Here is a 26,645-nt window from a genome sequence, read left to right as displayed (position 1 = left end):
TCCCGTGGGAGAGGGCTGAGGTGAGGGCAACAGGCTACACCGGGGCTTTCACCCGTTTTCTCGAATCCATCGAAATCAACACCACCGACGACACGATCAGCAGCGTGCCCAGCCAGTCCGGCAGGGTAAACGCCACGCCAAGTAAAATCACCGACAGTAACGCGCTGCTCAGCGGCTCGGCGCAGCTCAGAATGCTCGCCTTCGGCCCGCCGATCATCTGCGCGCCTTTCAGGTACAGGCTGAACGTCAGCGCCGTGCCGATCACCACCAGGTAGAAAAACGCCAGCAGCAGGCTGCCGTCAATGACAAACGCGGTGCCGCGCCGAGCGTAGAACGGCGTCAGCGTTAAGCCGGCGATCAACATACTCCAGCCGACAATCGGCAAGGTGCCGTAACGGGCGATCAGGGTTGACGGATAGGTCGTGTAAAACGCCGCGGCAAAGGCCGAGGCAATGCCAAAGAACAAAGCCGCAGGCGAGATGGAGAGTGAAGTGGGGTCGCCGTGGGTGACCAGCAAAAATGTCCCCACCAGTGAGGTCAGGATCGCGGAAAGCACAAACAGACCCGGCCGCTTTTTCCGCGCCAGCGCAAACCACGCCACGATAATCGTCGGTGACAGAAACTGCAGCACGGTGGCCGTAGCTGCGTTGGATTTCTCGATTGTCACCAGGAAGGTGAGCTGCACCGTGAGCGCGCCAGCCAGGGAGAAAAACAGCAGGCTGAGGGCGTCTTTGCGATGTTTGATGACCGAGAAAATTTTGTCGCCGTGAACGAAGGAAAGCGTCAGCAGGATCAGGCCGGTAAACAGCAGGCGAACCATGGTCAGATACGGTGACGAGATCTGGCTTTTCTCCATGATGTACTGCGCGCAAACCCCTGAGCTGCCCCATAAAACGGCGGCAATCAGGACGTTCAGCATCCCTTTACGTGTGGAACCCATGTTCTCCTCTGCGATGTTGGTTTTTTTGTAGCATAACATGGGATCTTGCCGGGTGGCGCTACGCTTACCCGGCCTACAAAACCTTGTAGGCCCGTGCAAGCGCAGCGCCGCCGGGCGAAACAAACGACGCTCTACTAGAACCACGCCTCCCACATCGCGCCGACGTTGAAGTCGTCCAGCGTTTCGTCTTTGGTATTGTTCACGCGGGCGGTACGTTCGTTATCCACTTTGCCGCCGGTGACGTAGAAGCGCAGCATCGGACGGAACTCCGGCCCCATGGCGATAGACATGTTCTGCGACAGGGTCAGCTTCCAGCCCTTGTTGTCGCCGCCGTTGTCGTAGTCCACATGCTGCCAGCCCGCTTCCAGCCAGGTGGAGTGAACGTCGTTCCACCAGTGCATCGGACGTACAATGGCGTTGTAGTTCTTACGGTTGTCGGTCTTATCACGGCTGTTGTCGTAGTCGTGGAAGGCGAGGATGTACTCCACCTGCGTGGCCTGGGTGAATTTGTACAGCCCTTCGAAGCTGGCATAGACCGTGGTCAGATCCTCGGTTTTATTGAACACGCTGTTGTCCGCGTTATCAGAGTAACGGGCAATCACCTTGTTCACGCCGCTGTCGTTGGTGTGGCTCAGCACCACGCCACCCTGCCAGGCATTCAGACGCTCATCGCTCTCCACCGCTTTTGAATCAAAGCCGTAGTTGGCGTAAAGCTCCAGATCCAGCGGACCGACCTTCATGCCGTGGATTTTAGAGGTGGCCGCATAGTTACCTTTGTCGCCCGTGCCGGACCCGCCGGTACAGGTGATGCGTGACGGGTTGGCTTCATCTTCCATGACTTCCGGGCTACAGGATTCCACCGCCGCCACCGCGGCCACGTCAAACTGCACGCCGCCGATGTCGAAGTTCTTCACCCCGGCGCCCTGGCCGTCGTGGTTCATCCAGAAGTAATCGTTGATGCCCTGCTGCGGACGCTGGTGGAAGTCACGACCGGCCCAGAAGTAGGCGTTCGGGTTGGAGGCCATAATGTTGGTCACCCCCGCGTAGGCTTTTTTCAGGTTAACTTCATCGCCCCAGTGGTCGATCATCACGTTGATGTCCCAGATGGCGCCGTTGTCACCCTTGAAGGCCTTGGAGAGCTGGAATTCACCGCCGTTGCCTTCGTTACCCAGACGACCGATGGCAGATGCCCCGTTATAGGAACCGTCCACCGCCACGTATTTCTGGTCAGCGGCCTGGAAGTGCGCGCCGTAACGGGCATAACCGGTAAATTTAATGCCGAACGGAATAGCCATATCCGGGGATTGCGCCGCGCTTTGCGGCTCCGTCACCACGTCGGCTTTTTTCGCGACCGCGGCATCCATTTTGGCCTGACGCTCCGCGAGGGCTTTATCCACCGCTTTTGCCACAATGGCGTCGATTTGTTCCTGGGTAAATTCCTGTGCGAGTACAGAAATTGGGCAAAGCGCGGCGATAACCGCCATGGTTAATGGAAGTTTTTTTAGGGTAGTCATGGTTATCTCAATATAGTTTAATTTTATTCAGACAATAACCATCCCGCTCCGATCTGACAGAGTATGTCGCTATCATCAGAACAAGTGGATTTCTATTTAAGGTACAGAGGTATTACTCGTTATTTCGCCATAGATTATCTCTGATATAAATGAATAATTTCTTCGGATAATTCACGCGCCAGTAATGAATTCATTAAATGATCCTGCGCGTGCACCATAATTAACGTCATCGGCTGACGGGCTTCACCCGCATCCTGCTCAATGAGTTTGGTCTGCATCTTGTGCGCCTGGCGCGCGTAGCCATCGGCTTCGCGCAGCAGGCTTTTGGCTTCGTCAATGTTGCCCTGCCGCGCAGCGTGCAGTGCTTCAAAGCACAGGCTGCGCGACTGACCCGCATTGACGATGATTTCCATCACGGCTTCTTCCAAGGCAATCATCGTCTTTCTCTCTATTTCTCGAAACTATTATGTAAAGAGGTGGCAGCAAACCACTCTCCGCTCTTTTTAATGGTGCGCTGTTGCGTAGTTAAATCGAGCTGAATAAAGCCATAGCGGTTTTTATACGCATTACACCACGACCAGTTATCAATAAACGTCCACATATGGTAACCAAGACAGTGACACCCTTCGCTAATACCTTTATGCAGCCAGGCTAAATGTCCGGAAATAAAATCGATGCGGTATTGATCGTTGATTTGGCCATTTTCAATAAAACGCTGTTCATTTTCGACGCCCATTCCGTTTTCAGAAATAAAACAGCGTGGGTTGCCGTAATTGTCGCGCAGATTAACCAGAATATCGTAAATACCCGGCTCGTAAATTTCCCAGCCACGGTACGGGTTCATCTTGCGGCCCGGCATCTCGTAGTTATCAAAGAACCACTCCGGCATAAACGGCGCCTGCGGGTTCACCGCGCTGTCGCGACACTTCACGCGACGCGGCTGGTAATAGTTAATGCCGAGCAGGTCGATTTTCCCTTCCGCGATCAGGAAACTGTCCTCCGGTTTACAGGCGGGCAGCTGGTCGTAAGATTTCAGCAGAGCCACCAGATCGGCCGGGTATTCGCCGCGCAGAACCGGGTCCAGAAAGCTGCGGTTGAACATCAGATCCGCAATGTGCGCCGCCTTCACGTCCGCCGGGTTTTGCGAGCGCGGGTAGGACGGCGTCAGGTTGAGCACGATGCCGATCTCACCTGCGTAATGTCCGGCGCGGTAGGCCTGGACAGCCTTCGCGTGGGCCAGCACGGTGTGATACGCCACGGTGGCCGCCCGACGGAAATCCACCACGTTGGGGTAGTGGAAATCGTACAGATAACCGCCCTCAACCGGGACAATCGGCTCGTTGAAGGTAAACCAGTGCAGCACGCGGTCGCCAAACAGGTCGAAGCAAATCTGCGCATAGCGGGCGTAAGCGTCCACCACCTCCCGGTTTTCCCAGCCGCCAATCTCCTGCATCGCCATCGGCATGTCGAAATGGAACAGGGTGATAAACGGCGTAATGCCCTGCTCGATCAGCTCATCAATGACCTGGTTATAAAATTCGACCGCCTTTGGATTCACTTCACCGATACCGTCGGGGATCAGGCGCGCCCAGCTTATAGAAGTGCGAAAGCTGTTGTGGTTCAGCTGCTTTAACAGCTGAATGTCCGTTTTCCAGTGCTGATAAAACGTGGAGGTATGCTGCGGCCCCACGCCGTTGTGAAAACGGTTCGGCTCGCGGGCAAACCAGTAATCCCATGTGGTTTCACCCTCTCGTGTCCCTTCGGTCTGGAGAGCAGAGCTTGCGCTGCCCCACCAGAAATTATCGGGAAATGTATATTTCATGACGCTTCCTCTTTGACTTAATTGCTTGCGGTCTCAGCGGTACCGACGGTTGCCTGAGCTTTCTGCTCTTCGTTTTTCATCAACGTACGCTCGTAAGCACGCAGGAACGGCAGGTACATCAGCGCTGACATCACCATACAGATGAGACACATCACCACCGGGCTCAGCGCCCAGTTCGCGGCCCATGAGGCGCCAATTGGTGCGGGCGTGGTCCACGGCGTTAACGATACCACCTGTGCCAGCCAGCCCAGTTTGGTTGCCGCGTACGCCAGGCACGCATTCACCAGCGGAACACACACGAACGGGATAAACAGCATCGGGTTCATGATAATGGGGGCGCCGAACAGGATCGGTTCGTTGATGTTAAAGAAGCTTGGCACAACGCCCATTTTGCCGATGGTGCGTAAGTGCGTTACCCGGCTACGCAGCAGCAGGAAGGCCAGCGGCAGTGTGGAGCCTACGCCGCCAATCAGCAGGTAGTGATCCCAGAAGCCCTGCAGGTAAACGTGTGGCAGTGCCGCACCGGCCGCCAGAGCCGCCTGGTTTGCCGACAGGTTCGCCATCCAGAACGGGTTCATGATGCCGGTGACAATCAGCGAGCCGTGGATACCGGCGAACCAGAAGATCTGGCACAGCAGCACGGAGAGCAGAATGGCAGGCAGCGAGTCAGACGCAGAGACCAGCGGTTCCAGCAGGTGCATAATCGCCTGTGGGATGATCATGCCGGTCTGCGCCTCGATAAACAGGTTCAGCGGATGCAGGGTGCCAATCACCACCATCACCGGGATCAGGATCTCAAACGAACGCGCCACGCCGGTCGGGACTTCCTTCGGCAGACGAATGGTCACGTTGTTCTGCTTCAGCCACGCATAGACGCGGGTGGCGTAGATGGCGGTGATCAGCGCAGTGAAAATCCCCTGACCAGACAGATACTGGGTGGAGATCTTACCGTCCGCATACGGCGCGGCGACCAGCAGGAAGGCCATAAAGGCCAGCAGGCCGGACATCACCGGGTCGAGATTAAACTGACGCCCCAGGCTCGCCCCGATCCCCACCGAGATGAAGAAGGTCATCACGCCCATGCTGAGGTTAAACGGCAGCATCAGCTGTTCGCGATAGGTCTGGGAGAAATCCAGCCAGCCGCGGGCAAAGCTGTTGGTGGTATCCGCCGAGAACGGCGGGAAGATGAACACCAGCATAAACGAGCCGATGATCATAAACGGCAGCGCGGCGGTAAAGCCGTCGCGGATGGCAATCACATACTTTTGCTGGCCGAGCTTCGCGGCCAGCGGGGTAATTGACTGCTCAATCACCGCGACCATGGATTGATATAACGAACTCATGTGAACACCTTTTAGTGTGCCGCTTCGATGAGCGACAGAGCATAGTCCAGTACTTTATCGCCACGCTGCATGCCGTAGTCCATCATATCGATGGGCTGGACCGGAATGCCTTTTGTGGCCGCCTTGTCTGAGAGTGTCTGTAACATGTATTTCACTTGCGGTCCGAGAAGCACCACCTGATATTGCGGAAACTGCGTATCAAATTCGGAAACGCCGTACGCATCAATTTTTACCGCCAAACCGCGTTCTTTCGCCACATCGACCATTTTGCTGACCAGCAGGCTGGTGGACATCCCGGCAGAGCAGCAGAGCATAATCTTGAACATCGACAACCATCCTCAAAATGTAAATAGATATTGCGGTAATGATTGGATATCAGATGGAAACCGGTTTCCATTTATAAAAGACAGAAGTGTGACAACCATCAAGATCCCTTATATATGAGGCTAATTAACCCGATGTGCGTCACAGAATTTGGCTGTTTTGACATCATTTTGAGTGGAAACGGAAAATCGGTTTCCATGGAAAACGGAAACGGATATACTCCTTACTGGCTATAATGTGAGCCGTAGCGGTAATGGAATTTGCAGGCGCGAGGTAAGCCTGTCAGGGGAAAAAGATGTCGACAATCAATGATGTATCACGTCTTGCCGGGGTGTCGAAAGCCACGGTATCGCGAGTGTTGAGTGGGTCGCGTGGCGTAAAGGAAGCCAGCCGTCAGGCCGTTCTGAAAGCGGTAGATGAACTGAACTACCGGCCCAATGTGATTGCGCAGTCGCTGCTGAGCCAGTCAACGGGGTGTATCGGGGTGATTTGCGCGCAGGAGAATATTAACCAGACGACCGGTTATCTGTACGCGCTGGAAAAACAGCTCAGCCAGCATCAAAAACACCTGCTGCTGCGTTTCGCCCATAGCAAAGCGGACGTGCTGCACGCCCTGGAAGAGCTCTCCTGTGGGCTTTGCGATGACATTCTGGTGATTGGCGCGCGTTTTCCACTGGATATCGACATGGATAACGTCATCCTGGTTGACTGTATGGGCTCAGAAAATCCCAACAGCATCCAGTTCGATCACGCCTTCGCCGCCGAAACCGCCTGTAACTACCTTTCCAGCCAGGGACGCCGCCAGATTGCCCTGATCCATCCGCACGGTAGCGGCTTTGCCGATCAGGTGCTGCTGGGCTACAAACATGCGCTGGAAAAAAATTTCCTGCCCTTCAACCGCAACCTCGTGTTTATGGACGCGACCTCCTCGTCCGTGGCGCTGCAGGAGCTGCTGAATAACGCCAGCACGCTGAATTTCAACGCATTACTGGTTGCGGACGAGCAGGAAGCGCAGCGGGTGATCCCGCAGTTGCAGGCGTTTAATAAATCGGTGCCGGAGGACATCATGGTCTTCAGCCTTGCCGGATCGCTGCATCTGCCAGGCATTCCGGTGATCCCGGCCATTGAGTATTCCATGGATGCCATGGCGGCGCGCATCGTGAGCTGGTTGACGGAAAAAACGCAGATGCTCGGGTCGTACGTGCTGCGCGGGGATTTGATCATTCCGGATGTGCGTAAGCGTTAAAAATGTTGTGCAGGCCGGGTAAGGCGCAGTCGCCACCCGGCGAGAAGCACGTTTCCAGCCCTCAATAATCCTCCATACAATCCACTCGCGCATATCCACTTTACTCAATCCCGCCTCCGAGCGACTGCCACAGCGTGATGCGGTTTTCCAGGTCGGTTTGCTGCAGCGATATCAGCGATTCCTGCGCCGACCACAGCGACCGCTGCGCGGTCAGTACCGTCAGATAATCCCCGGCACCCGCCTGATAGCTGCGGGTCGCCACATCCAGCGTTTTTTGCTCGGCCGCAACGTATTCACGCTGGGCATCAAGCTGCTCGCTGAGCGTTTCACGGCGTGCCAGCGCATCGGCCACGTCTTTAAACGCGCTCTGGATGGTTTTCTCGTAGGTGGCGATCAATCCCTTCTTCTCCGCTTCCGCGTAGCGCAGCTGGGCCAGATTGTTGCCGCCGCTGAACAGCGGCAGGGTGATGGACGGTGCGAATGACCACACCTTCATCCCGTGGCTGAACAGGGACGAAAGCGAATCGCTGCCGACGCCCGCACTGGCGGTCAGTGAAATGGTCGGGAAGAAGTTGGCGCGCGCGGCACCGATATTGGCGTTGGCGCTCAGCAGGTTGTGCTCCGCCTCCTTAATATCCGGGCGACGCAGCAGCGCGCTGGAACTGACACCCGCCGGGATCAGCGTGATGGCGTTATCGCTCAGGCTCTCCAGCGTACCCGGCAGCAGAGTGTCCGGCACCGTGTCACCCGCCAGCAGATTAAGGGCGTTTTTGTCCTGCATTACCTGCGTTTGATAGCTCGCCACGCTGGCTCGAGCCTGCTGGTAAACCGCCATCGCCTCGCTAACGTCCGTAGCCGCCGCCACGCCGACCTGCTGCTGACGCTTCACTATCCTGAGCGAGCTGGCGGCGCTCTCCATCGTCGATTTTGCCAGCGCCAGGTTGCTGTTATCGGCCGCCAGGGTCACCCAGGCGGTGGTCAGTTCGCTGACCATCGTCAGGCGCGTGTTCTGTGCGGTAAATTCACTGGCAAGCCAGGTTTCACGTGCTGCACGCGACAGGCTCTGGTTGCGGCCAAACAGATCCAGCTCGAAGCTGGAGACCGTGCCGTTGGCCTCATCGCTGGTCGCGACACCGCTTGCCAGCGTGCGGCTGCGGGTGTGGCTCAGCTCCGCGTCCACCGTCGGGAACAGGGACGATCGCGTTTCGCCGTACTGGGCGCGCGCGGCGTCAATATCGGCAATCGCTTTTTGCAGGTCGCGGTTGCTGTTGAGCGCCATCGTCACTACGCCTTTCAGACGCCCATCGTTCATCACCTGTTGCCACTGACTCACCACGGCGGTGGCTTCGCCGTGCGCACCCGGCAACGTCGCCGGGACGGGCGCAGCCGGGCGCTGATACGTGGGATCTAAAGAGACGCAGCCCGCGCTCATCAGCGCTAACACGAAAACAGATAAACGAAACATTATGACCTCCGGTTGCTGTGTTTACCGGAGAACAGACGTTTCACCAGTACAAAGAATAACGGAACGAAGAAGATCGCCAGCAGCGTGGCGGCCAGCGTCCCACCAATAATGCCGGTACCGATCGCCACCCGGCTGTTGGCTCCTGCTCCAGTGGCAATCGCCAGCGGCGTCACGCCTGCAATAAACGCCAGCGAGGTCATGATGATGGGGCGCAGACGCGTCTGGGCAGCACGCAGCGCCGCACGTGTCAGGGAGTAGCCTTCGGCGACTTTCGCCTCGGCAAATTCAACAATCAGAATGGCGTTCTTCGACGACAGGCCGATGGTGGTCAGCAGTGCCACCTGGAAGTAGACATCATTGTTCAGGCCGCGCAGGGAGGCGGCAATCGCCGCGCCCAGCACCCCAAGCGGGATCACCAGGATGACGGAAATCGGTACCGACCAGCTCTCATACAGCGCCGCCAGACACAGGAACACCACCAGGATCGAGAGGGCATACAGGCTCATGGCCTGGCCGCTCGCCAGTTTTTCCTGTAAGGACAACCCGCTCCACGCCCAGGTGCTGCCGGACGGCAAATTATTCGCCAGCTGCTCCATTTTGCTCATCGCCGTACCGGAACTGGCGCCTCTGGCGTTCTCGCCCTGAATTTCATACGCCGCCGAGCCGTTATAGCGTACCAGGCTTTCGGGGCCATACTCCCAGCGGGTGGTGGCAAAGGCGGAGAACGGGGTCATGGTGCTGTCGCTACCGCGCACATACCACTTGTTGAGATCGGACGGCACGGCGCGATAGTCGCTGTCGCCCTGGATATAGACCTTTTTCACGCGGCCGCGATCGATAAAATCATTCACGTAGGTACCGCCCCAGGCGCTGGAGAGGGTGTCGGTAACGTCGCTCAGGGAGAGCCCCAGCGACACGGCTTTATTGTTGTCGATATCCACCTGAAGCTGCGGCATCTGCGGCAGATCGTTGGCGCGAACCGCGTGCAGGGAGGCATCCTGATTCGCCTCGCCAATCAGCTGGTTACGCAGCTTGAGCAGCGTGTCGCGGTCGGTGCCGCCGCTCGCCATCAGCTCAAAGGTAAAGCCATTGCTCTGGCCCAGGCCGTCCACCGCCGGTGGCGTCATGGCAAAGATGGTCGCATCGCGGATGGTGCTCAGCTCCTGCGTGGCGCGCAGGGCAATGGCCTGAGCGGTGTTTTCATCCCCCTTACGTTCGGACCAGTTTTTCAGGGAGACAAACGCCATCCCGGCGTTCTGGCCGCTGCCGCTAAAGCTGAAGCCCTCAATGGTGAAGATAACGTTGGTGTTGGCTTTCTCTTTGGTGAGGAACCACTCGCGCACCTGGCGGCTGACTTCGGCAGTACGGACCGTCGTCGCGCCTGCTGGCAGGGTGTACTGCACCATGATTTCGCCCTGGTCTTCCGTCGGCAGGAAGCTGCCCGGCAGTTTCAGCATCGCGAACCCCATCGCGCCGCAGAGCAGGGCGTAGATGACCAGCATGCCGCCGGAACGGCGCAGGGCGCGCAGCACCTTGTTCTGATAGCCATGCTCGGTCTTGCTGTAGAAGCGGTTAAACGCGCCGAAAAAGCCCTTCTTATGTGGGGCGGTGTGGCTCAGAATCGAGCCGCACAGCGCAGGCGTCAGGGTTAATGCCACCACCACGGAAAGGAGCATCGCCGATATAATGGTGACCGAGAACTGACGGTAAATCACCCCGGTGGAGCCGCCAAAGAAGGCCATCGGCAGGAACACCGCAGAGAGCACCAGCGCAATCGCTACCAGCGCACCGGAGATTTCGCCCATCGATTTTTCCGTGGCTTCCCGGGCGGGCAGCCCTTCATCACGCATAATACGTTCGACGTTTTCCACCACCACGATGGCATCATCCACCAGCAGCCCTATCGCCAGCACCATCGCAAATAGGGTCAGGGTGTTGATGGAGTAGCCGAACAGCGCCAGTACGCCAAAGGTGCCCAGCAGAACCACCGGAACGGCCAGCGCCGGGATCAGCGTGGCGCGGATGTTTTGCAGGAACAGGTACATCACCACGACCACGAGGATAATGGCTTCGAACAGAGTCTGAATGACATCCTCAACGGAGATTTTGATGAACTCGGTGCTGTCTTTCGGGTAGGCCACGTCGTAGCCTTCCGGCATCGACTTTTTGAACTCGGCGATTTTCTCTTTTACCGCCGTGGCGGTATTGAGCGCGTTAGCGCCCGGTGAAAGCATCACCGCCATCCCCGCGGCCGGGTGGCCGTTCAGCTTCGCGGTGGAGGTGTAATCTTCGCTGCCCATCTCCACGCGTGCAACATCGCTGATGTGTACCACCGCGCCGTTAGACTGGCTCTTAACGATGATATTTTTGAACTGATCCACCGTCTGCAGACGCGACTGGGCGCGCACGGTCGCGGTCAGCTGCTGGGCGTTCGACGAGGGCAGCGCGCCGATTTTACCGGCGGAAACCTGCACGTTCTGCGCTTCAATCGCACTTTGCACATCTGACGGCATCAGCGAGTAGGACGCCAGCTTCGCCGGGTCGAGCCAGATACGCATCGCGTATTCCGCACCAAACACCTGCAGACTCCCGACGCCATCCACACGCGCCAGCGGATCCTGCATATTACTGACCAGCCAGTCGGCGATATCCGAGCTGCTGGCGGTGTCGGTTTTGTCGTACACCCCCATGATCAGCAGGAAGTTGCTCTGCGATTTCTCGACGGTGATCCCGGACTGCTGTACTTCAGTCGGCAGGCGTGATTCCGCCTGCTGGACTTTGTTCTGCACCTGGACCTGCGCGGTGTCCGGGTCGGTCCCCTGTTCAAAGGTGACAGTAATGCTCACCGAACCGTCCGAACTGCTGGTGGAGGTGAAGTAGAGCAGGTTATCCAGCCCGGTGAGCTGCTGCTCGATCACCTGCGTCACGCTGTTTTCCAGCGTCTGCGCGGAGGCACCGGTGTAGGTGGCGGAGATCTTGATCGACGGCGGGGCGACGTCCGGGTACTGCGCAACCGGCAGCGTGCGGATCGCCAGTATCCCGGCGAGCATTATGAGGATGGCGATCACCCAGGCAAAGACCGGGCGACGCACGAAGAAACGGGAAAACATCAGGCATTCCCTCCGCTGGATTTCATCTCTTCGGCCTTCACCTGTTGGCCGGCGGTGACTTTGTCGGTGCCTTCCACAATCAGCCTGTCACCCGCCTTCAGACCGCTCAGCACCAGCCATTTATCGCCGTAGGTGTCACCCGTTTCCAGCTGGCGTTGCTCCACCTTGTTGCTGGCGTTCACCACCAGCGCGGTGGCTTTGCCTTTGGCATCGCGGGTAATGCCCTGCTGAGGAGCCAGGATCGCGTCATCCATGATGCCCTCGTCCACGCTGGCGCGGACAAACATCCCCGGCAAAAGCTGATGCTGTGGGTTCGGGAAGACGGCGCGCAGGGTGACCGAGCCGGTCGATTCATCCACCGCCACTTCGGTCAGCGCCAGACGACCCTTTTCGCTGTAGGTGCTGCCGTCTTCTAGCTGCAACGTGACGCTGAGCGTATCGCTGTTCGAGGCGAGGGTTTGTTTGCGTAATCGCAGCAGATCGGCACTCGAACGCGTTAAGTCGACATACATGGCGTCCAGCCCGCGAATGGTGGCCAGCGCGGTGTCCTGCTGAGCGGTCACCAGCGCGCCGGGCGTGACGGAAGAGATGCCGATGCGTCCGGCAATCGGCGCGGTGACGGTAGTCCAGTTGAGGTTAATGCGCGCGCTCTCCTGCGCGGCTTTCTTTGACTCGACGCTGGCCTTGTCCTGCGCGCAGGTGGATTTCGCGTCTTCCGCATCCTGGCGCGACACGCCGTCGTCTTTCACCAGCTGCGCATAGCGCCGGGCTTTCTGGCAGTCGGCCTGCACCAGCGCTTGCGCCTGTTTCAGCGCCGCGGCGGCTTCATCAAACGCGGCGCGGTAGCTGGAGGGATCGATCTGATACAGCGCTTGTCCGGCTTTCACGGTATCGCCTTCGGTGAACAGCCGCTTCTGAATAATGCCGCCCACCTGTGGGCGAACTTCGGCGCTCATTGCGGCGGTGGTACGCCCGGTCAGTTCACTGACGACGGACACCGGCTGGCTCATGAGTGTGACAATCCCCACTTCCGGAAGAGGACGTTGGGGAGCAGATGTTTGCGCATTATCACACCCTGTCAGGAGGAGTAATGCGGCGATGGAGGTTGTTATCTTTTTCATCATCTTTTTCCAGGGTGAACGATGCCCGCCCTGTTAATGGCTTAACAAGGAGGAGGGCGTTTTAAAGGCACAGCGATACCGTATCTCTGGCAGAACCAGAAATGGTAAACCGGGAAATTACCTGTTCCCGTTAATTATTCACATGCGATTACTTCGCAGTGAAAAGCATATTTAAAATATTCTGATAAATCGGCTCTAATTGTTCTGACGGCACGTTTAAAGGCGTAAGCCGACGGTAAATTGTGCCTTCGATCATCACGGCGGTAATCTCCACGCAGCAGCGAATATGTTCATCACTTAAATGAGGAAACTGCTTTTTCAGGTGCGCACAGGCGTTGCTAAACATGCGGGCCTCGGCTGCGGTTAACATGGCGGCCACCTGCGGATTACGCGTCGCCTCGGCGGACATTTCGAGCATCAGCGCATCGTCGTCTTCGTTAATCGTCTGACGCCAGGCGAGCGCCTGCGGCATGCCTTCCACCACCGTTTTGTCCTGCATTCCCTCGATACGGGAATCGATAATACGGCGGATCATCTCTTCAATAATCGCATCTTTGTTACTGAAATAACGGTAAATTTGCCCGACGCTGAGTTTCGCCTCGCTGGCGATTTGCGACATACTGGCCGCATGAAATCCACTGGCGCGAAAGCAGCGCCGCGCGGCGGTGATGATCTCGTCCTGACGTTGTTTCTGCCGTTCTTCCAGTTTTGTGCTCATCGTCGATTACCGGGTAAAAAGTGAGAATGATCGTTCTCATTATACGTTTTGGGTGCGTATTGGAAAGGCTTTTTTTATTTACATATTGAATGAATATTTCAGGATTTAAAAAATGGAGGAAATAAGGAGTTTTTATGAAGGTTAACCTGTGAGATATTCAGATTGCGTGGAAAATAAGGAGAAAAATATGCACCTGAGCATAACAGAAAAAGTCACACCCGCAGAAAAAGAAGAGTTATTTGTGGGATTAAGAGCTTACAACGCCCAGTTTTTAGATATGGCAAACTTCAGCGGCGATATTGGCGTTTACATGCGAGACGAAAAGGGCGTCATGCTGGGTGGATTAATCGGCGTACGAAAAGGTGAATGGCTGAATATTGATTATCTCTGGGTGAGCGATACCGTACGGGGAACCGGCGTGGGCAGCCAGCTTATCAAAACGGCGGAAGAAGAAGCCCGACGTAAAGGCTGTACACATGCCCTGGTCGACACGGCCAGCTTCCAGGCGCGTCCGTTTTATGAAAAACAGGGGTACCAGCTGCAGATGTCTTTGCAGGATTACCCGTATCCAGGCATGCAGCGTCATTATCTGACGAAAGCGCTTTAGGCCCGGTTCTGCATTAGTCATTCCGCTATTTATTGCGAGTCGCTTTCTGAAATTGACGCGTCTCGCTTGCCTCCCTTGAGGGCGATGGCACATGCTTCGGCCTGGTCATTCAACCAGGGAGATAGCAATGAAACGTACAGCAAAACTCTTCAAAAAGGGGCGACGTCAGGCAGTGATGTTGCCTGCTGACTTCATGTTTGATACGGAGAGTGTTTACATCCGACGAGATGAGGAAGGGAACGTCATCTTGACTGCGAGATCGGAAAAGGAGCGTCACAGAGATAATTTTTTACGTTTATTGAAGCAGACTGATGTTCCTGATTCTTTCCTGAGTAAAGAGGAACGCAATCAGAGCTATACAACAAGAGATCCATTTGAAGGGTTCTAGAAAATGCTGCATATGTTGGATACAAACATAGTAAGCCACCTCGTCAGGCAACATCCCGGGGTGATAAAGCACTATTCTCGCACCCCAATAGAAAAAATGTGTATTTCAAGCGTGACGGAGGCTGAACTGCTTTATGGAATAGCCAAAAAGCAAAGTGACAGATTACAAAAAACAATACTTGAGTTCCTTAAAACCATCACTATTTGCGACTGGGACAGTGAAGCCGCAGCAACGTACGGTGAACTCCGCGCAGAAATGGAGAAGAGAGGGAGAGTGATGGGCGATCTCGATCAACTGATCGCTGCGCATGCTCTTAGTCGGGGTACAACAATAGTGACCAACGATCATGCATTCAGAATGGTGCAGGCGCTTGCCGTTGAGGACTGGACAACAGCGTCGTGATCGCCGATGCCAGGTGGCGCAGCGTCACCCGGCAATAGACCGCATATAACCTATCCTTCTTATTGATTCCTTTTCGGTTTTTATTTCACCGCCTCGTTGCCGATATAGTCACTGAAACGTTCATCAAAAGGATAGGTCTTGTGAAACTTCGATTGGGTGCTCTGGTTCTCGCGGGTCTGCTGCTGGCAGGATGCGATCAAAGTGGCAGCGATGCCAAACACATTAAAGTCGGCGTAATCAACGGCGCGGAGCAGGATGTGGCTGAAGTCGCCAAAAAAGTGGCAAAAGAGAAATACGGTCTGGATGTGGAGCTGGTCGGGTTTAGCGGTTCGCTGCTGCCCAACGATGCCACCAACCAGGGAGAACTGGATGCTAACGTCTTCCAGCATCGTCCGTTCCTTGCAGAAGATAACAAGGCGCATAACTACAAACTGGTTGCCGTAGCGAATACCTTCGTCTTCCCGATGGCCGGTTATTCCCGCAAAATCAAATCCGTGTCTGACCTGAAAGACGGGGCGACCATTGCCATCCCTAATGACCCCACCAACCTCGGTCGCGCGCTGCTCCTGCTGCAAAAAGAGAAGCTGATTACCCTGAAACCGGACGTGGGCCTGCTGCCAACCGCGCTGGATATCACCGCTAACCCGAAAAAACTGAACATTATGGAGCTGGAAGGGGCGCAACTTCCGCGCGTGCTGGATGACCCGAAAGTGGATGTTGCCATCATCAGCACCACCTATATCCAGCAAACCGGGCTTTCCCCGGTGCATGACAGCGTCTTTATCGAAGATAAAAACTCGCCGTACGTGAACATCGTGGTGACGCGCGAAGACAATAAAGACGCAGAGAACGTAAAGGAATTTATCCAGTCCTATCAGTCACCGGAGGTAGCGAAGGCGGCGGAGACCATTTTTAACGGCGGAGCGGTGCCGGGCTGGTAATGCCCACGGAATTTACACCGTCACGCTGGCATCTATCCGGCTTTCCGGCCAGAGGAAACCCTGGCCAAACCGTGCCCCTGAGGCGCAGGCTCGCTGTAAGTCCTGCGCGGTTTCAATGCCTTCGACGACAACAGCCCGGGCAATCTTCTCTCTGACGAAGTGAACCAGTGCGTCAAAGCGGGCGGGAGAACTCAGCTCTGAGCGGTCCAGCTTGATGCCATCTACCGGCAGAGCAAGACGCGCATAGTCGTCTGCCAGTTCCTGAGTCAGATCATCCAGCCAGATTTTCCAGCCCGCCGCCTTAAGCTGAAGCAGGGCGTGATGGATGCCGCGTTGCTCTGCGGCACTCATGCGGGTCACGGTTAACGGATCCTGAATTTCTATCGTTAAGCGCTGCTGGTGACGTAGCGCAAGCAACAGGTCGATGGCTTTAGCATCAAGCAGCTGGTCTGCCGGGAGATTAAGCCAGTACTGGCCTTTGTCCGGCATCTGCAGCAGCGTATTGGCCTGCCAGAAAAAAATTTGCAGCGCGCTGCGGGTGGGCAGTGAAGCGAAGAGTGCGTCAAGATTCACGTTGTGGATCTCCACCAGAACCTCATGCGCCACCGCCTGGCCGGAATGCAAATCGACTAAAGGCTGAAACCGCAATCCGGTGATGGCATGCAGCAGGGGAGAGGGAAGCACGGTGTACATGACAAGACCTGCAGAAAAAAAGGTTCCCGCGGACACGGGAACAAAGGCAAACGACACACGGTCGGGAAGTTAATTCAGGATCCAGCGAATGCTCTGATAGAACGAGGGGCCCCGCACGGCCTTCAGCTTATTCATGGCATTGTTTTTGTAGAAATAAACTAGCCTGACGTTGCAGCCGAGCTGACGGGCAATTTGCTTGGTTTTCAGGTTACATGAGTAGCCTCGCAGCACGCTCGCTTCCTCGTTGGAGAGCCTTGCAGGGCGCTGCCGCGTCGTAATGCTCACGTTGTAATGGTTTAACGCTTTTGGCGTCTGGCTCATCAGGATTTGCCACATCGCCTTGATATCCCCCAGCGACACGCGCTTATTGATGACCCCATCCACATGCTTAAATTTCAGAAAACCGACGGATAACGAATAGATATAGATCCTCGCCGCTGGCTGTTTTTCTTTAATGCGCAGAATATCTTCATTGGGCGTAATCATAAAACTGCCGATATTCAGTGGATCATAAATGACGATGTCCCAGGTTCGTTCGCTGAGGAGAAAATCTTCAATATTGCTGAACCCATGGAAAATAACATCCCGATGCGCGTCAGGTTCACGGTTGCCAAGATATTGCAGGCCAATCATTGTGAACTCACAACTATCAATAACGGCCACATGTATTGTTTCTTTCATGGTCATTCTCCTTTAGTTGGGCACCCGGTCCGTGTAAGAGAAACAGTAATTTGAATCGTGCGGTCACCCATGCCTTTGTCGCGAGACATGGCATAAAATGTATGCCAGGAGAATGTATTGCGTAAAGCCAATCCCTTTTATTATCGAAAGATAAAATTCCAAAAATATTTTAAGGTGAGATCTAATATTTTTAATCTTCTTATAATATTAGAGATAGATTTTTATCCTGAGAAATGGCGTTTGTTAAGGTTTGATATGGATAACACACTCTTTTTATGGGGTTTTCAGGCGGGGTTTTCAGGCGGGGTTTTAGCACGTTTTGGGTGTTGATTCGCCACTTGTATTGCTTCGCCAGGAATTTTAGCCTCCCGGGCGTTAAAATCCTGGTGGGAATAAGTTGTGAGCATGGGCTTATTACACTACTATCAGTCTCCTTTTATCGTGTTAATAATGAAATAATATGATTTTTTCTGAATTCACTCTCAGGATTATTGTGTTTTATCGGGTCAATATTCTGCAGGAGATGATAAGCGATGCGCTGCGTAAATTACTGCCTGAATATTCTCTGCAAATATCAATAGTGGAATCAACAGAACAGCTCTTTGATGCCATTAGCGACGGTCAGGTCGATATTGTTATGGCCGAGTTCAGTTATCTGTTTAACCATAAATCGTGGAGCGTACAGACCAGTAACCGGCTCAATATGTTATGTCATACGCACCACGTTAAGCGTGTACTTTTTGTGCCTGAATTACAGTACGGATTATTAAAAAGGGTGCTGGAGATGAAATACGAGCTGACCCTTTCCCTGCAGGACGAGCCCGGCGAGCTGAAAAGAGAATTACAGGCGCTGCTCAGAGCAGAAGAGGCCAGGCCGCGTGTCTCATCGTATCTGAAGGGAATGATGCGCGCTGGCGCGCGCTCGCGTTCGGTGCTTTCCGCCCGGGAGTGGGAGGTGCTGCATCTTCTGGTGGAAGGCTACACCGTGACCGAAATTGCCCAGCTGCGAAGCCGCTCGGCCAGTACCATCGCCACCCAAAAGCACAATGCGATGAAAAAACTCAACCTCACCAACCACAGCGAACTCATCAAATACCTGCAGATGGCGGGCCGGATCGGAAGTTAAGCGTCGATTCGCCGGAACGACAGCGTCCCGGCAGATGCGCATCAGGGGTAGATAATATTCAGCGTCGCCGTCGTATTGAGTTTGCCCTGACTGACCTTCGCCGGTGCCCAGACATAATAGGACGCCGCCATGGGCAGGGTGAACGTCTTGCTCAGTGCCCCGCCCGCCGCCACGTTGAACAGCAGCGTGGCATTTCCGCGGCTGGTGGTAGAGGTCGAGAAGATGACCGGCTGTTGCGGGTTATTCCGCTGAATCAGCCGCAGCCCCACGCCCTGTGCGGCACCGCTGCTGGTATCAACCAGTACGGAACTGTCGGTCGACAGCAGTTGCGTGCTGGAGAGGAACATCTCAATCGCCCGGTCAGACGTCCCGTTTGTCCCCAGATTCTGACAGCTCATATTGAGCGTAAAGGGCGTCAGCCCTGGCTGGGCAGAGGCACTCAACTGTGGGATACCCAACGTAGGTAAATGAACCGTCAGCCCCGCGTTGTCGAAAGAGCAGGTGGTCAGCTTCGGCGCATATTTGATGGTCATCGGCTGGCCAAACATATCCCGGTTATCGTATGGCCACTTAAAGCCGTTAAACAGCCACTGCACGATTTTCACCAGCTGATTGATCGGCCAGGTAATGATCTCCCAGAACGACATGCCGCTCATATCGCTGACGAACAAGACATCGCTCATGGTCGCCGTGTCCCCCGAGAGGGTCGTACCACTCTGATCAACCAGCGTAAAGCGCACGGTAAACGGCGTGTTCAGTTCAGAAGCCGTATGGTTACCGCTCGCGCTCAGCGTCTTGTTGGGATGCGTGCTGGTGATCTCCGCCCGCACCCTGTATTTGTCATTGCTGAAGCCCAGAATGGTGGCGTACTTACTGTCGGTCGAGAGGATCGGCGTGTAAGAAAACTCGCTGTTGCCGGTTGAGCAGTTAAACGAGCCGCTGTACTGGGTGCTGAAGCTCCCGGTCCAGGTCGGCGTGGCGGGCGTCAGCTTATCCGACAGATCGACGCTGATCGGCGGGCCATAGGAAATACTGCCCCCGGAACAGGTGGCATAGCTTGCCCCGCTGACGCAGGCGAGAAACAGAAAGGTCAGTAACCGTATCATGTTGATGTTCCGTTAGTAATGGCAAACAGAGGACGGGCTTTCCAGTCCCCACGCCGGTGCGGCGATAGTGCAATTTCCGCCACGCAAATGAACGCTAAGCTCACGTGGTGGTTGTTCCGCGCGAATGTAGAGCACGCTGGCCTGGCCGACATAACCCACCGACTCGCCGCGCTCGTTCAGCACTTCGGTACCAAACGGCAACGGTGCCCCGTCCGGGCGGGTGGCGCGCAGCATCCAGGACTGGCGCTGGTCGGTATCGAAGCGGATATAGTTCACCGCGCCATCGTAAGGGGCGACGTTAGCGATGTTGCCCAGCACTTCTGCCCCGCGGCTGTTCGCCGTTTCGGACAGGGTGATGGCATTTTTACGGTACGGCGTGGCGTAAGGCACCAGCGCCACGCCATCACGGTTGGTCACGATACTTTCGTCGCCGTTAACCATCAGCCCTTCCGCCTGCGGCGCATCGACAATGGTCATGGTGGAGCCGGTTTCGTTGGAGGCAAGCAGATGCCACGGCACGGCCACCAGGCTGCCGCGCCCGTTCAGCCCCATCTGGCGGTAGTCGGAGGATTCACTGTAGGAGCCACCAAGCGTCGCGAAGTTTGCCCGGTATGCGGTGTTCACGCTGGCGGTGTTGTTCCCGCCCCGCGCATTGCTGCCGGAGAGCGTATAGCTCAGGCGGTTCGACGCCAGCGCGTTGCCGCTCATGCTGATATTGCTCTGTTCATAATGCGAGTCGCTGGCCGTCAGGCTGGAGGTGACCCACGCGTTGTTATCAAACAGCGAGAAGGGCAGGCTGAGGGAGAGGTAAAAACGCGTCTCTTCTTCACGCTCGCTGTTGCGCACCCGGCTGGCGGAGACGGTATAGCTTGCCCGGCCGATGGCGTTGGAGTAGCCGGCCTGATATTCGCGCGAGGTTTGGCGGGAATTCCAGTAGTCGCGCTGTGTACCCGAGATAAACACCGTGCCCCAGTTGTCGGGCAGACGCTGGTTCAGGTTAAGCGTGAAGGTGTTTTTAGGCTGTGCGGCGCGCAGGGCATCCCAGGTGCTCATCGTCATCTCCGGAGCGACCCCGAAGCGATCTTCATACTCGTCATACTGTGCTTTCAGGCGTTGATACCCTTCCCGGGAGTAAAGCGCGTCGCTAAAGCTGTAATACCCTTTCGTGGAGTAGCGGTAGGCCGCCAGCGTGAAGTTGGTGGCTGTGGTATCGATAAATTTACTGTACGACACGCGAAAGCTTTGGCCGCTGTCGGTTCTGTCCTGCAGCGTGGTTTTGGCGTGGGTGACATCCACGGATACCGCGCCAAAGGGCAAATTCCAGCCGGTGCCGATAAGCCCCGCCTGATAATTATCGCTCACGATCGTGCCCGTATAGCCGGTCATCAGGTTATTAAAGCCATAGCGCAGCGTGGCCTGCAGGAACGCCGGGTCCGCCTCAAGGGTGTTTTGATGAACCTTTCCCGCCACCACGCTGTACTCGCTCACACCCTCTTTGAGCATGCCGGGCACGGCAGAGAAAGGCACCGTGAATGATTGCTGGGAACCGTCCGCTTCGCGCACGACCACCAGCAGGTCGCCCGCTGAACCGGTCGGCTGAATGCTGTCGAGGGTGAACTGGCCCGGCGGAACGTTCTCCTGATAGATGACGTTACCGTTCTGCATTACCTTCACCAGGGCGTTAGTGCGCGCCACGCCATGTACCACCGGTGAAAAGCCCTGCTGCGAGTTAGGGCGCATTTTCATATCGGAGGCCAGCGACACGCCGCGCACACGAAGGGAATCAAACAGATCGCCGGGAATATAAAAGTCGCCCAGCGTCAGGTTGGATTTCAGCGCCGCCAGCGGGCGGCGCAGGTAGCGGGTGTTATTCTGCCAGCTGCTGTCACCGCTGGCGGATTTGCGCCAGGTGCTGCTGTCGCGAAACTGCCAGCCCAGCAGGTTGGCACCGGAATCCAGCCCGGCGTAAAAATCATCGTTGGTCTCTTTGGCGGAGCCTTTCGTTCGCGTGTTGTACCAGGTGGTGTTCCAGGAGAGCATCAGCGCCGGGATCCCTTCGTCCCAGAACTGAGGGGCAACATAGCCCTCTTCGGTACGTAAGACGGCCGCCTGTGGCACGGTGAGTGCCAGACTTAGCGTGCTGGTGTCCGTTTTTACCTCGCCGCCCTGAACCAGATCGTGCAGCTGCACCTGGCCGTCAGTAATGGCGGGGGCCGGAATCGCTTTGGTGTTGATCCCCAGCATAAGCGCGTCTTTCCAGGCAAGGCGAACGTCATCCTGTTGCTCGCCGTACGTCACGGTATAGCGCCCCTTCCAGTCTCCGTTGACGTAAATATCCATCTCCTGGGGACCGGCTGGCATGGCGTTGTTTTCGTAAAAGCGTGACAGATCGGACTCACCGGATGCGCCAGCAAGCAGGGAGGTATCAAACGTTACCGCACCTGATTTATGCGAAAGCAGAAGCGAGCAGACAGCCAGCATGCAGAGCCTGTTTTGTTTCATTTTCATGGTGAGTCTTTCCGATCACTGGCTGGTGAGCGTGCGGGTTTTATACGCACCCAAATCATCCACATACATCAGCTGGTAGGTTTGGCCGCGTTTCACCGCGTTTTTTGTTGCGACGGTGAGTTGACCAAATGGCGCGACCATCGGTGATTCCTGCAGTAATTTGGTTTTGCCCTGGGAAATATTGGCAACCGTAATATGGAAAGGGCTGTCATTAACGATGCGGAACTGTTTACCGCTGGCGATCAGCGTCAGTTTCCCCGTTGCGTTATCCAGCGTGCCGGTTAACGAGGCCGGGCGATAAAACATTTTGATGCGTGATTTAATCGCCAGCTGAACGGTATTCTGGTTTTGTATATTTTCCGGCTTTGGCGGAATGTCGAGCACGTTCAGGAAAAAGACCGATTCGCGATCGCCCGGTAAATTCGCTGGCAACTTTTTTATCCGCAATTGCTGACCATTATGTTCGCTGACCTTCACCACCGGTGGCGATAACAAAAAAGGAACGTTTGCCGTTTCCGGGGTGGAGTTAATATCGCCGTCATCAATCCAGGATTGCACCAGCGCAGGGGCATCACCCGTATTGATTAACTGAACAATGACCTCTTTGTTATTCTCAGGATAAAGAACACGCGTGCCATTAATCACAATATTGGCCCATGCGTTGCCCGCGCTGAGCAGCAGAGATGCCAGCATAATAATCTTACGCATATTGGTAACCTTAAATACAGGCTTCGCCGGGACGAAGCCTGATTAACTGAAATTACAGGTAGGAAATGGTGTAGGTCACGTTAGAGCTCAACGCACCGACCGTTGCAGCAGCAGCGTTGGTTTTATAGTAATAAACGTCCAGCGTCAGCGTTTCTGAATCTGGCGCCGCTGAGGTACCCATAATGCTGGTGGTATAAGCCTGGTTCAGCGTAACCGGCGTAGATTTACCTGGTTCAACTAAGGCGAAACCGACATTACGCGCCACGCTGGCGTCGTTTTCATTAACGCTGTTATTCAACAGGTATTTGCCGTCGGTAGAAATATTATCGGCGCTGGAGAAATACACTTTCAGCGGCGTACCGGTCGTACCTGCTGCTGGCGTACAGCCAGAGAAGGTTAACGAAATGGATTTTTTATTTTTTGTAATCAGGCCAACCGTTGTTCCGGCATCCTTAACCGAAATGGGGGAGAGGGCGACGGTCATATCCGCGCTTTTCCCGCCATTAATCGTACAGGTGGTATCGGTAATAGCACCGGTAAAGTTAATTACGCCACCCGCTGAGTTATCTGCGGCAATGGCGTGAGTAGAGGCAATGGCTGCGCCAAGCACAGATACGGTCATGATCGTTTTGAACATGATAAACTCCATAATATTTTGTTTTATCTAAGAAAGAATGTTTCCCGGCTGCGCAACACACTGTGACAGGCTTACGCGCATCGCAACCTGAGTACGAGCCTTGACGATATTATGTTGCATCAAAAAGATACATAACAAAACATTATTCCGTTAATATTAAAATAATGAGATTATAATCTTGCTATAACGTTCTTTTAAGGATTATAACCTAAATACCTTCATTCGAAGGTCTTAATTAATGAATTAATAATTGTTAATTTATGAAGTTTTCTATGCGGCGTGCTCAAATAATATTTGATGACTTGACCACACCCTCTTTAGACCTATTATTGCGAGGGAAATACAGTCGTTTATAACAGTGGTGTAACAATCATATGAAGTATCTTATTGATCTCGCAATGCTTTATGAAGTGGACTCCGGTGTGATCATGATAAATGGAGAAGAGGAATCTTCCATTAAGTTATCAAATCAGGCGGCACGTTTGTTATATGAACTCATCATTAATAATGGTAAAACCCTCGACAGGGACGACCTGATTAAGAAAGTCTGGGAAGACCGGGGTTTTTCCGGCTCCTCGGTCAGTCTTAATGTTGCCATAAGTGAAATTAGAAAAGCTTTTCGGAGTTTAGGACGTGACCCGCTACTGATTAAGACCATTCGTGGAAAAGGTTTTAGTCTGGCCGCGCATATTGAACATCACACTGTCAGGCCGCCCGTGGCCGCTCCGGAAAAAATGATGACGGAAACCGTCGATATTGTGACGCAGCAGCGAGACCCGCCTGAAGGTTTGCGTCGTCGGGACAGCGGCTTTACCACCCTGTTCGTGATGGCGCTGGTGGCAATAATGGGTATTGCCGCGCTGCTGTTCTATCAAAATATGCGCGTCGCCGATCGTCCGAAGGAGTCCGATATCTATCGGCTGGGCAAAATTGACCGCTGTACGGTTTATCTTATTGATAAGAACATGTATCAGCCGCTGCAGGTCTATCTTAACCGCGCTAAAGAGGCGATCGCCCGTCAACATATCGACTGCGAACATCAGGCTGCTGATGCCTATTATTCAAAATTTAAAAAGTCACAGCTGGAAAATGATTTTTTGGCCGTCTGTTATCTGCAGGATGGCGCCGATAGCTATAAAAATTGCATCTCTTACAGAAGCCTGACAGGGAGTTAAGATCATGTCGAAGAGACAGATGGGTATATTATTGGGCGTGGTACTGCTGCTTTCCGTTATCGTCATTGCCGTGCTTTACCCGAAAAGAACTCAGGAAGTGGGATTTGGCTGTCAGTCTGATACGGTTTCCAGGAAAAACTATTCCACGGGAGAGTCGACCGCCCTGTCATTAACCACGCTGTTTCTGTTTAATGGCAGCGATATTGTCACGGTGATCCATAAAGGGGTATTCACCCGCGGCGACAAACGTTATTTGATTGACCGAAACTATGTCCTTAACGTTGAGAAAGTTGCTGGCAGTGATATTTACTATATTAAAGGAAAAAAACTGCATAAATCTGATGATGACATTGCCCCTGATGGAATTGTCAATGAGCTGCTAATGGACAGTATCGACTTCTTTTATGTTACCCGGGTTAAAGGTCATGCCTGGCTAATTAAAGGGCTGGTATTACCAATAATGATGTGCGTGGCTGTACCCACATCCTGATATTCTACAGAATAACCAGAATAGATGTTTATCTATTCATCAAAAAGTCTCAATTTTATTCATTATGTAACAACAAGATGCAAAAGCAGGTGGATATTTTTCATCTTTTGCTTTAAAGGGAATGAAATTTTCTGTATTGCCTCGTTATTTTTCGGGTGACTATACTTCGCCCCGAAAAAGGGGCTCCCCTTTTTTAAACATCTGGATTCTTTTTTGAAGGACTAAATAAATGAATAAACTGAACGCTATCGTTCTGGGCTCACTGCTGTCTCTTTCTGCCCTGAGCGTTGCTCATGCAGCGGAAACTACCGCTTCTGCAACCTGGCAAGCTTCTGCAACGAAAGACAGCGATTCCGATCTGGTTGTCACCCCAACACGCGCACTGAACTTCGTTTATAGCGCAAACACGAAAGCCTTTAACACCGACACCGGTCTGTTTGATGTGGCTATTCGTGGCGATCACTCTTCTGCAACCAGCTTCAAACTGGAAGCTATCGTTGATGACTCTGACAACACCCTGTTCAGCGTTGGCGGCGAAGCAACCAAACTGAAAGTGGGCGCGCGCTTTGGCGGGACCGATCTGGGCTCCATCGGTGGCACAGTGGGTACGAAGTCAACGGCATGGACTACCCTGGTTGACTCTTCAAACAACACCGGCGTCTCTTCTGGCCTGTGGAACCTGACCACCAGCGCAGGCGCGACGGCAAACACCGAAGTGACCGGCCAGGACAAGTTTGTGTTCTACGTCGATTCTGCACAGGACAGCACCGGTGCGGCGAAAGAGTTCAAAGACCTGACCAACAGCCTGTGGGAAGGTACTGTCTCCGTTGCGTTCCGCGCAACCTGGGGCTAAGAGCTGACAGTTACAGGGGCGTAAGCCCCTGTTTAGGGAAATATCATGTTTAGCCTCAAACCCATCTTCTTCTCTTTATTATTTATTTCCTCCTCCGCGCTGGCGATTAATGTTGGCAAAGTCACCACCATTATTCCTGCCGATGCGGATTCCACCGCCAAGGAATTAAAAAACGAAGCGGACAGCGTGCGCATTATTTCCATCAGCGCCCAGCGTATCAGCAGCCCGATGGATGAAGGCGTGGTGATTAATCCAGAGCAAACCGACGAGTTGCTGCTGACGCCCACGCGCATGGTCATGCCCGCCGGAACCAGCAATATCGTCAAATTTTACTATCACGGTAAGGCCGACGATCGGGAGCGCTATTACCGCATTACCTTCATTGATGAAGGGGTCAGCGAAGATCTCGACAACGGCACGCAAAAGAATGGCAAAGGGATGACCCGCGCCGTGGTGAGTACCATTCTGGTGGTCCAGCCCCGGAAGAAGAACGTCGATTTCGTCTACGTGGCCGGGAAGATCACCAATAAGGGCAATACCGCGTTTCGCGTGAACGCGAGCGGAACTTGCCTGAAACCCAACCCGGAATCGCCGACCACGCCGTGCGTCAAAAACTTTTACCTGATGCCGGGCACCTCCCGCGCGATCGACGATATCAACGTAACGGACAGCCATTTTCATCTCGGAATTTGGGACCTGAAACAGTTCATTCCTGTTAAGTAAGGAT

Annotated in this window: 27 protein-coding genes; 11 read left to right on the top strand and 16 right to left on the bottom strand. The window is 54.5% G+C overall.

From position 1 onward, the window contains the following. Positions 1-34: 34 nt before the first annotated feature. From PUZ33_RS07155 to PUZ33_RS07130, 6 genes are all read right to left on the bottom strand, one after another. Positions 35-940 carry an EamA family transporter gene (locus PUZ33_RS07155; RefSeq protein ID WP_058681646.1) on the bottom strand — a complete coding sequence of 302 codons (906 nt, stop codon included), beginning with the start codon at positions 938-940 and terminating at the stop codon, positions 35-37. Positions 941-1,074: 134 nt separating this feature from the next. Further along, positions 1,075-2,454: a carbohydrate porin gene (locus tag PUZ33_RS07150; protein WP_013094819.1), complete on the bottom strand. Its 1,380-nt coding sequence runs from the start codon at positions 2,452-2,454 to the stop codon at positions 1,075-1,077. Positions 2,455-2,588: 134 nt separating this feature from the next. After that, positions 2,589-2,891 carry a PTS lactose/cellobiose transporter subunit IIA gene (locus PUZ33_RS07145; protein WP_008500136.1) on the bottom strand — a complete coding sequence of 101 codons (303 nt, stop codon included), beginning with the start codon at positions 2,889-2,891 and terminating at the stop codon, positions 2,589-2,591. An 11-nt stretch (positions 2,892-2,902) separates the two neighbouring features. Beyond that, a complete protein-coding gene (locus PUZ33_RS07140; RefSeq protein WP_013094820.1) occupies positions 2,903-4,276 on the bottom strand; it encodes a glycoside hydrolase family 1 protein in 1,374 nt (457 codons plus the stop codon). Positions 4,277-4,293: 17 nt separating this feature from the next. Then, positions 4,294-5,619, bottom strand: a complete 1,326-nt coding sequence (locus PUZ33_RS07135; protein WP_013094821.1) for a PTS cellobiose transporter subunit IIC — start codon at positions 5,617-5,619, stop codon at positions 4,294-4,296. An 11-nt stretch (positions 5,620-5,630) separates the two neighbouring features. Beyond that, on the bottom strand, positions 5,631-5,945 hold the full coding sequence (locus PUZ33_RS07130; protein WP_013094822.1) for a PTS sugar transporter subunit IIB: 315 nt from the start codon (positions 5,943-5,945) through the stop codon (positions 5,631-5,633). 293 nt (positions 5,946-6,238) lie between these two features. On the opposite strand from PUZ33_RS07130, the gene PUZ33_RS07125 reads away from it, so the two are divergent. After that, complete coding sequence (locus PUZ33_RS07125) at positions 6,239-7,189, top strand: LacI family DNA-binding transcriptional regulator (protein ID WP_274205309.1); 951 nt, start codon at positions 6,239-6,241, stop codon at positions 7,187-7,189. Positions 7,190-7,289: 100 nt separating this feature from the next. Here PUZ33_RS07125 and PUZ33_RS07120 read toward each other — a convergent pair whose 3' ends face one another. From PUZ33_RS07120 to PUZ33_RS07105, 4 genes are all read right to left on the bottom strand, one after another. Beyond that, a complete protein-coding gene (locus PUZ33_RS07120) occupies positions 7,290-8,654 on the bottom strand; it encodes an efflux transporter outer membrane subunit (RefSeq protein ID WP_058681576.1) in 1,365 nt (454 codons plus the stop codon). After that, positions 8,654-11,764 carry an efflux RND transporter permease subunit gene (locus PUZ33_RS07115; protein ID WP_058681577.1) on the bottom strand — a complete coding sequence of 1,037 codons (3,111 nt, stop codon included), beginning with the start codon at positions 11,762-11,764 and terminating at the stop codon, positions 8,654-8,656. Before PUZ33_RS07115 ends, PUZ33_RS07120 begins: the two co-directional genes overlap by 1 nt. Then, complete coding sequence (locus PUZ33_RS07110) at positions 11,764-12,885, bottom strand: efflux RND transporter periplasmic adaptor subunit (protein ID WP_058681578.1); 1,122 nt, start codon at positions 12,883-12,885, stop codon at positions 11,764-11,766. The genes PUZ33_RS07115 and PUZ33_RS07110 overlap by 1 nt, the downstream gene beginning before the upstream one ends. 148 nt (positions 12,886-13,033) lie before the next feature. After that, positions 13,034-13,603, bottom strand: a complete 570-nt coding sequence (locus PUZ33_RS07105; RefSeq protein WP_013094828.1) for a TetR/AcrR family transcriptional regulator — start codon at positions 13,601-13,603, stop codon at positions 13,034-13,036. A 187-nt stretch (positions 13,604-13,790) separates the two neighbouring features. Between PUZ33_RS07105 and PUZ33_RS07100 the strand changes: the two genes are divergently transcribed. The 4 genes from PUZ33_RS07100 to nlpA all read left to right on the top strand — a co-directional run bounded on the left by PUZ33_RS07100 (position 13,791) and on the right by nlpA (position 15,941). Beyond that, positions 13,791-14,210 (top strand): GNAT family N-acetyltransferase, encoded by a 420-nt coding sequence (locus PUZ33_RS07100; protein WP_058681579.1) that lies wholly within the window; start codon positions 13,791-13,793, stop codon positions 14,208-14,210. Positions 14,211-14,337: 127 nt separating this feature from the next. Beyond that, positions 14,338-14,598: an antitoxin gene (locus tag PUZ33_RS07095; protein WP_020686447.1), complete on the top strand. Its 261-nt coding sequence runs from the start codon at positions 14,338-14,340 to the stop codon at positions 14,596-14,598. A 3-nt stretch (positions 14,599-14,601) separates the two neighbouring features. Continuing rightward, positions 14,602-15,000, top strand: a complete 399-nt coding sequence (locus PUZ33_RS07090; RefSeq protein ID WP_020686448.1) for a type II toxin-antitoxin system VapC family toxin — start codon at positions 14,602-14,604, stop codon at positions 14,998-15,000. 140 nt (positions 15,001-15,140) lie between these two features. Then, positions 15,141-15,941 (top strand): lipoprotein NlpA, encoded by an 801-nt coding sequence (nlpA, locus tag PUZ33_RS07085; protein ID WP_029881865.1) that lies wholly within the window; start codon positions 15,141-15,143, stop codon positions 15,939-15,941. A 12-nt stretch (positions 15,942-15,953) separates the two neighbouring features. Here the strand turns inward: nlpA and PUZ33_RS07080 are convergent, their stop codons facing one another. Together PUZ33_RS07080 and PUZ33_RS07075 are read right to left on the bottom strand one after the other, a co-directional pair. Next, entirely contained in the window at positions 15,954-16,634 is a 681-nt protein-coding gene (locus PUZ33_RS07080; protein WP_045901862.1) for an EAL domain-containing protein, read from the bottom strand. Between the two features lie 69 nt (positions 16,635-16,703). After that, positions 16,704-17,321: a helix-turn-helix transcriptional regulator gene (locus tag PUZ33_RS07075; RefSeq protein ID WP_028027982.1), complete on the bottom strand. Its 618-nt coding sequence runs from the start codon at positions 17,319-17,321 to the stop codon at positions 16,704-16,706. A gap of 111 nt (positions 17,322-17,432) precedes the next feature. Between PUZ33_RS07075 and PUZ33_RS07070 the strand changes: the two genes are divergently transcribed. Together PUZ33_RS07070 and PUZ33_RS07065 are read left to right on the top strand one after the other, a co-directional pair. Continuing rightward, complete coding sequence (locus PUZ33_RS07070; RefSeq protein ID WP_252107599.1) at positions 17,433-17,645, top strand: hypothetical protein; 213 nt, start codon at positions 17,433-17,435, stop codon at positions 17,643-17,645. Positions 17,646-17,775: 130 nt separating this feature from the next. Further along, on the top strand, positions 17,776-18,441 hold the full coding sequence (locus PUZ33_RS07065) for a LuxR C-terminal-related transcriptional regulator (RefSeq protein ID WP_020686451.1): 666 nt from the start codon (positions 17,776-17,778) through the stop codon (positions 18,439-18,441). 41 nt (positions 18,442-18,482) lie between these two features. Here PUZ33_RS07065 and PUZ33_RS07060 read toward each other — a convergent pair whose 3' ends face one another. The 4 genes from PUZ33_RS07060 to PUZ33_RS07045 are packed head-to-tail and all read right to left on the bottom strand — an operon-like array spanning position 18,483 to position 23,400. Next, positions 18,483-19,547 carry a fimbrial protein gene (locus PUZ33_RS07060; protein ID WP_013094835.1) on the bottom strand — a complete coding sequence of 355 codons (1,065 nt, stop codon included), beginning with the start codon at positions 19,545-19,547 and terminating at the stop codon, positions 18,483-18,485. A 12-nt stretch (positions 19,548-19,559) separates the two neighbouring features. Next, the gene (locus PUZ33_RS07055) at positions 19,560-22,055 is read right to left on the bottom strand and encodes a fimbria/pilus outer membrane usher protein (RefSeq protein WP_040021078.1); all 2,496 of its coding nucleotides are present in this window, start codon (positions 22,053-22,055) and stop codon (positions 19,560-19,562) included. Between the two features lie 15 nt (positions 22,056-22,070). Next, complete coding sequence (locus tag PUZ33_RS07050) at positions 22,071-22,763, bottom strand: fimbrial biogenesis chaperone (RefSeq protein WP_058681580.1); 693 nt, start codon at positions 22,761-22,763, stop codon at positions 22,071-22,073. Between the two features lie 52 nt (positions 22,764-22,815). Next, positions 22,816-23,400 carry a fimbrial protein gene (locus tag PUZ33_RS07045; RefSeq protein WP_013094838.1) on the bottom strand — a complete coding sequence of 195 codons (585 nt, stop codon included), beginning with the start codon at positions 23,398-23,400 and terminating at the stop codon, positions 22,816-22,818. A 374-nt stretch (positions 23,401-23,774) separates the two neighbouring features. On the opposite strand from PUZ33_RS07045, the gene PUZ33_RS07040 reads away from it, so the two are divergent. The 4 genes from PUZ33_RS07040 (at position 23,775) to PUZ33_RS07025 (ending at position 26,641) form a co-directional block, all read left to right on the top strand. Continuing rightward, entirely contained in the window at positions 23,775-24,575 is an 801-nt protein-coding gene (locus PUZ33_RS07040) for a winged helix-turn-helix domain-containing protein (RefSeq protein ID WP_038418292.1), read from the top strand. Between the two features lie 4 nt (positions 24,576-24,579). Continuing rightward, a complete protein-coding gene (locus PUZ33_RS07035; protein ID WP_072203706.1) occupies positions 24,580-25,065 on the top strand; it encodes a hypothetical protein in 486 nt (161 codons plus the stop codon). A gap of 229 nt (positions 25,066-25,294) precedes the next feature. Next, a complete protein-coding gene (locus PUZ33_RS07030; protein WP_013094841.1) occupies positions 25,295-25,918 on the top strand; it encodes a common pilus major fimbrillin subunit EcpA in 624 nt (207 codons plus the stop codon). A gap of 45 nt (positions 25,919-25,963) precedes the next feature. Next, complete coding sequence (locus tag PUZ33_RS07025; RefSeq protein ID WP_020686458.1) at positions 25,964-26,641, top strand: fimbria/pilus periplasmic chaperone; 678 nt, start codon at positions 25,964-25,966, stop codon at positions 26,639-26,641. Positions 26,642-26,645: the final 4 nt, after the last annotated feature.

Source organism: Enterobacter cloacae complex sp. 2022EL-00981, assembly GCF_028737495.1.
GTDB classification, from domain to species: domain Bacteria; phylum Pseudomonadota; class Gammaproteobacteria; order Enterobacterales; family Enterobacteriaceae; genus Enterobacter; species Enterobacter cloacae.
Note: the sequence above shows the minus strand (reverse complement) of the source record. Positions and strands in the feature narration are given on the sequence as shown.

Bases quoted from the DNA above. Each gene is read 5' to 3' on its own strand.
- PUZ33_RS07155 (WP_058681646.1), bottom strand. From the start codon at position 940: ATGGGTTCCACACGTAAAGGGATGCTGAACGTCCTGATTGCCGCCGTT.
- PUZ33_RS07150 (WP_013094819.1), bottom strand. From the start codon at position 2,454: ATGACTACCCTAAAAAAACTTCCATTAACCATGGCGGTTATCGCCGCG.
- PUZ33_RS07145 (WP_008500136.1), bottom strand. From the start codon at position 2,891: ATGATTGCCTTGGAAGAAGCCGTGATGGAAATCATCGTCAATGCGGGT.
- PUZ33_RS07140 (WP_013094820.1), bottom strand. From the start codon at position 4,276: ATGAAATATACATTTCCCGATAATTTCTGGTGGGGCAGCGCAAGCTCT.
- PUZ33_RS07135 (WP_013094821.1), bottom strand. From the start codon at position 5,619: ATGAGTTCGTTATATCAATCCATGGTCGCGGTGATTGAGCAGTCAATT.
- PUZ33_RS07130 (WP_013094822.1), bottom strand. From the start codon at position 5,945: ATGTTCAAGATTATGCTCTGCTGCTCTGCCGGGATGTCCACCAGCCTG.
- PUZ33_RS07125 (WP_274205309.1), top strand. From the start codon at position 6,239: ATGTCGACAATCAATGATGTATCACGTCTTGCCGGGGTGTCGAAAGCC.
- PUZ33_RS07120 (WP_058681576.1), bottom strand. From the start codon at position 8,654: ATGTTTCGTTTATCTGTTTTCGTGTTAGCGCTGATGAGCGCGGGCTGC.
- PUZ33_RS07115 (WP_058681577.1), bottom strand. From the start codon at position 11,764: ATGTTTTCCCGTTTCTTCGTGCGTCGCCCGGTCTTTGCCTGGGTGATC.
- PUZ33_RS07110 (WP_058681578.1), bottom strand. From the start codon at position 12,885: ATGAAAAAGATAACAACCTCCATCGCCGCATTACTCCTCCTGACAGGG.
- PUZ33_RS07105 (WP_013094828.1), bottom strand. From the start codon at position 13,603: ATGAGCACAAAACTGGAAGAACGGCAGAAACAACGTCAGGACGAGATC.
- PUZ33_RS07100 (WP_058681579.1), top strand. From the start codon at position 13,791: ATGCACCTGAGCATAACAGAAAAAGTCACACCCGCAGAAAAAGAAGAG.
- PUZ33_RS07095 (WP_020686447.1), top strand. From the start codon at position 14,338: ATGAAACGTACAGCAAAACTCTTCAAAAAGGGGCGACGTCAGGCAGTG.
- PUZ33_RS07090 (WP_020686448.1), top strand. From the start codon at position 14,602: ATGCTGCATATGTTGGATACAAACATAGTAAGCCACCTCGTCAGGCAA.
- PUZ33_RS07080 (WP_045901862.1), bottom strand. From the start codon at position 16,634: ATGTACACCGTGCTTCCCTCTCCCCTGCTGCATGCCATCACCGGATTG.
- PUZ33_RS07075 (WP_028027982.1), bottom strand. From the start codon at position 17,321: ATGACCATGAAAGAAACAATACATGTGGCCGTTATTGATAGTTGTGAG.
- PUZ33_RS07065 (WP_020686451.1), top strand. From the start codon at position 17,776: ATGATTTTTTCTGAATTCACTCTCAGGATTATTGTGTTTTATCGGGTC.
- PUZ33_RS07060 (WP_013094835.1), bottom strand. From the start codon at position 19,547: ATGATACGGTTACTGACCTTTCTGTTTCTCGCCTGCGTCAGCGGGGCA.
- PUZ33_RS07055 (WP_040021078.1), bottom strand. From the start codon at position 22,055: ATGAAAATGAAACAAAACAGGCTCTGCATGCTGGCTGTCTGCTCGCTT.
- PUZ33_RS07050 (WP_058681580.1), bottom strand. From the start codon at position 22,763: ATGCGTAAGATTATTATGCTGGCATCTCTGCTGCTCAGCGCGGGCAAC.
- PUZ33_RS07045 (WP_013094838.1), bottom strand. From the start codon at position 23,400: ATGTTCAAAACGATCATGACCGTATCTGTGCTTGGCGCAGCCATTGCC.
- PUZ33_RS07040 (WP_038418292.1), top strand. From the start codon at position 23,775: ATGAAGTATCTTATTGATCTCGCAATGCTTTATGAAGTGGACTCCGGT.
- PUZ33_RS07035 (WP_072203706.1), top strand. From the start codon at position 24,580: ATGTCGAAGAGACAGATGGGTATATTATTGGGCGTGGTACTGCTGCTT.
- PUZ33_RS07030 (WP_013094841.1), top strand. From the start codon at position 25,295: ATGAATAAACTGAACGCTATCGTTCTGGGCTCACTGCTGTCTCTTTCT.
- PUZ33_RS07025 (WP_020686458.1), top strand. From the start codon at position 25,964: ATGTTTAGCCTCAAACCCATCTTCTTCTCTTTATTATTTATTTCCTCC.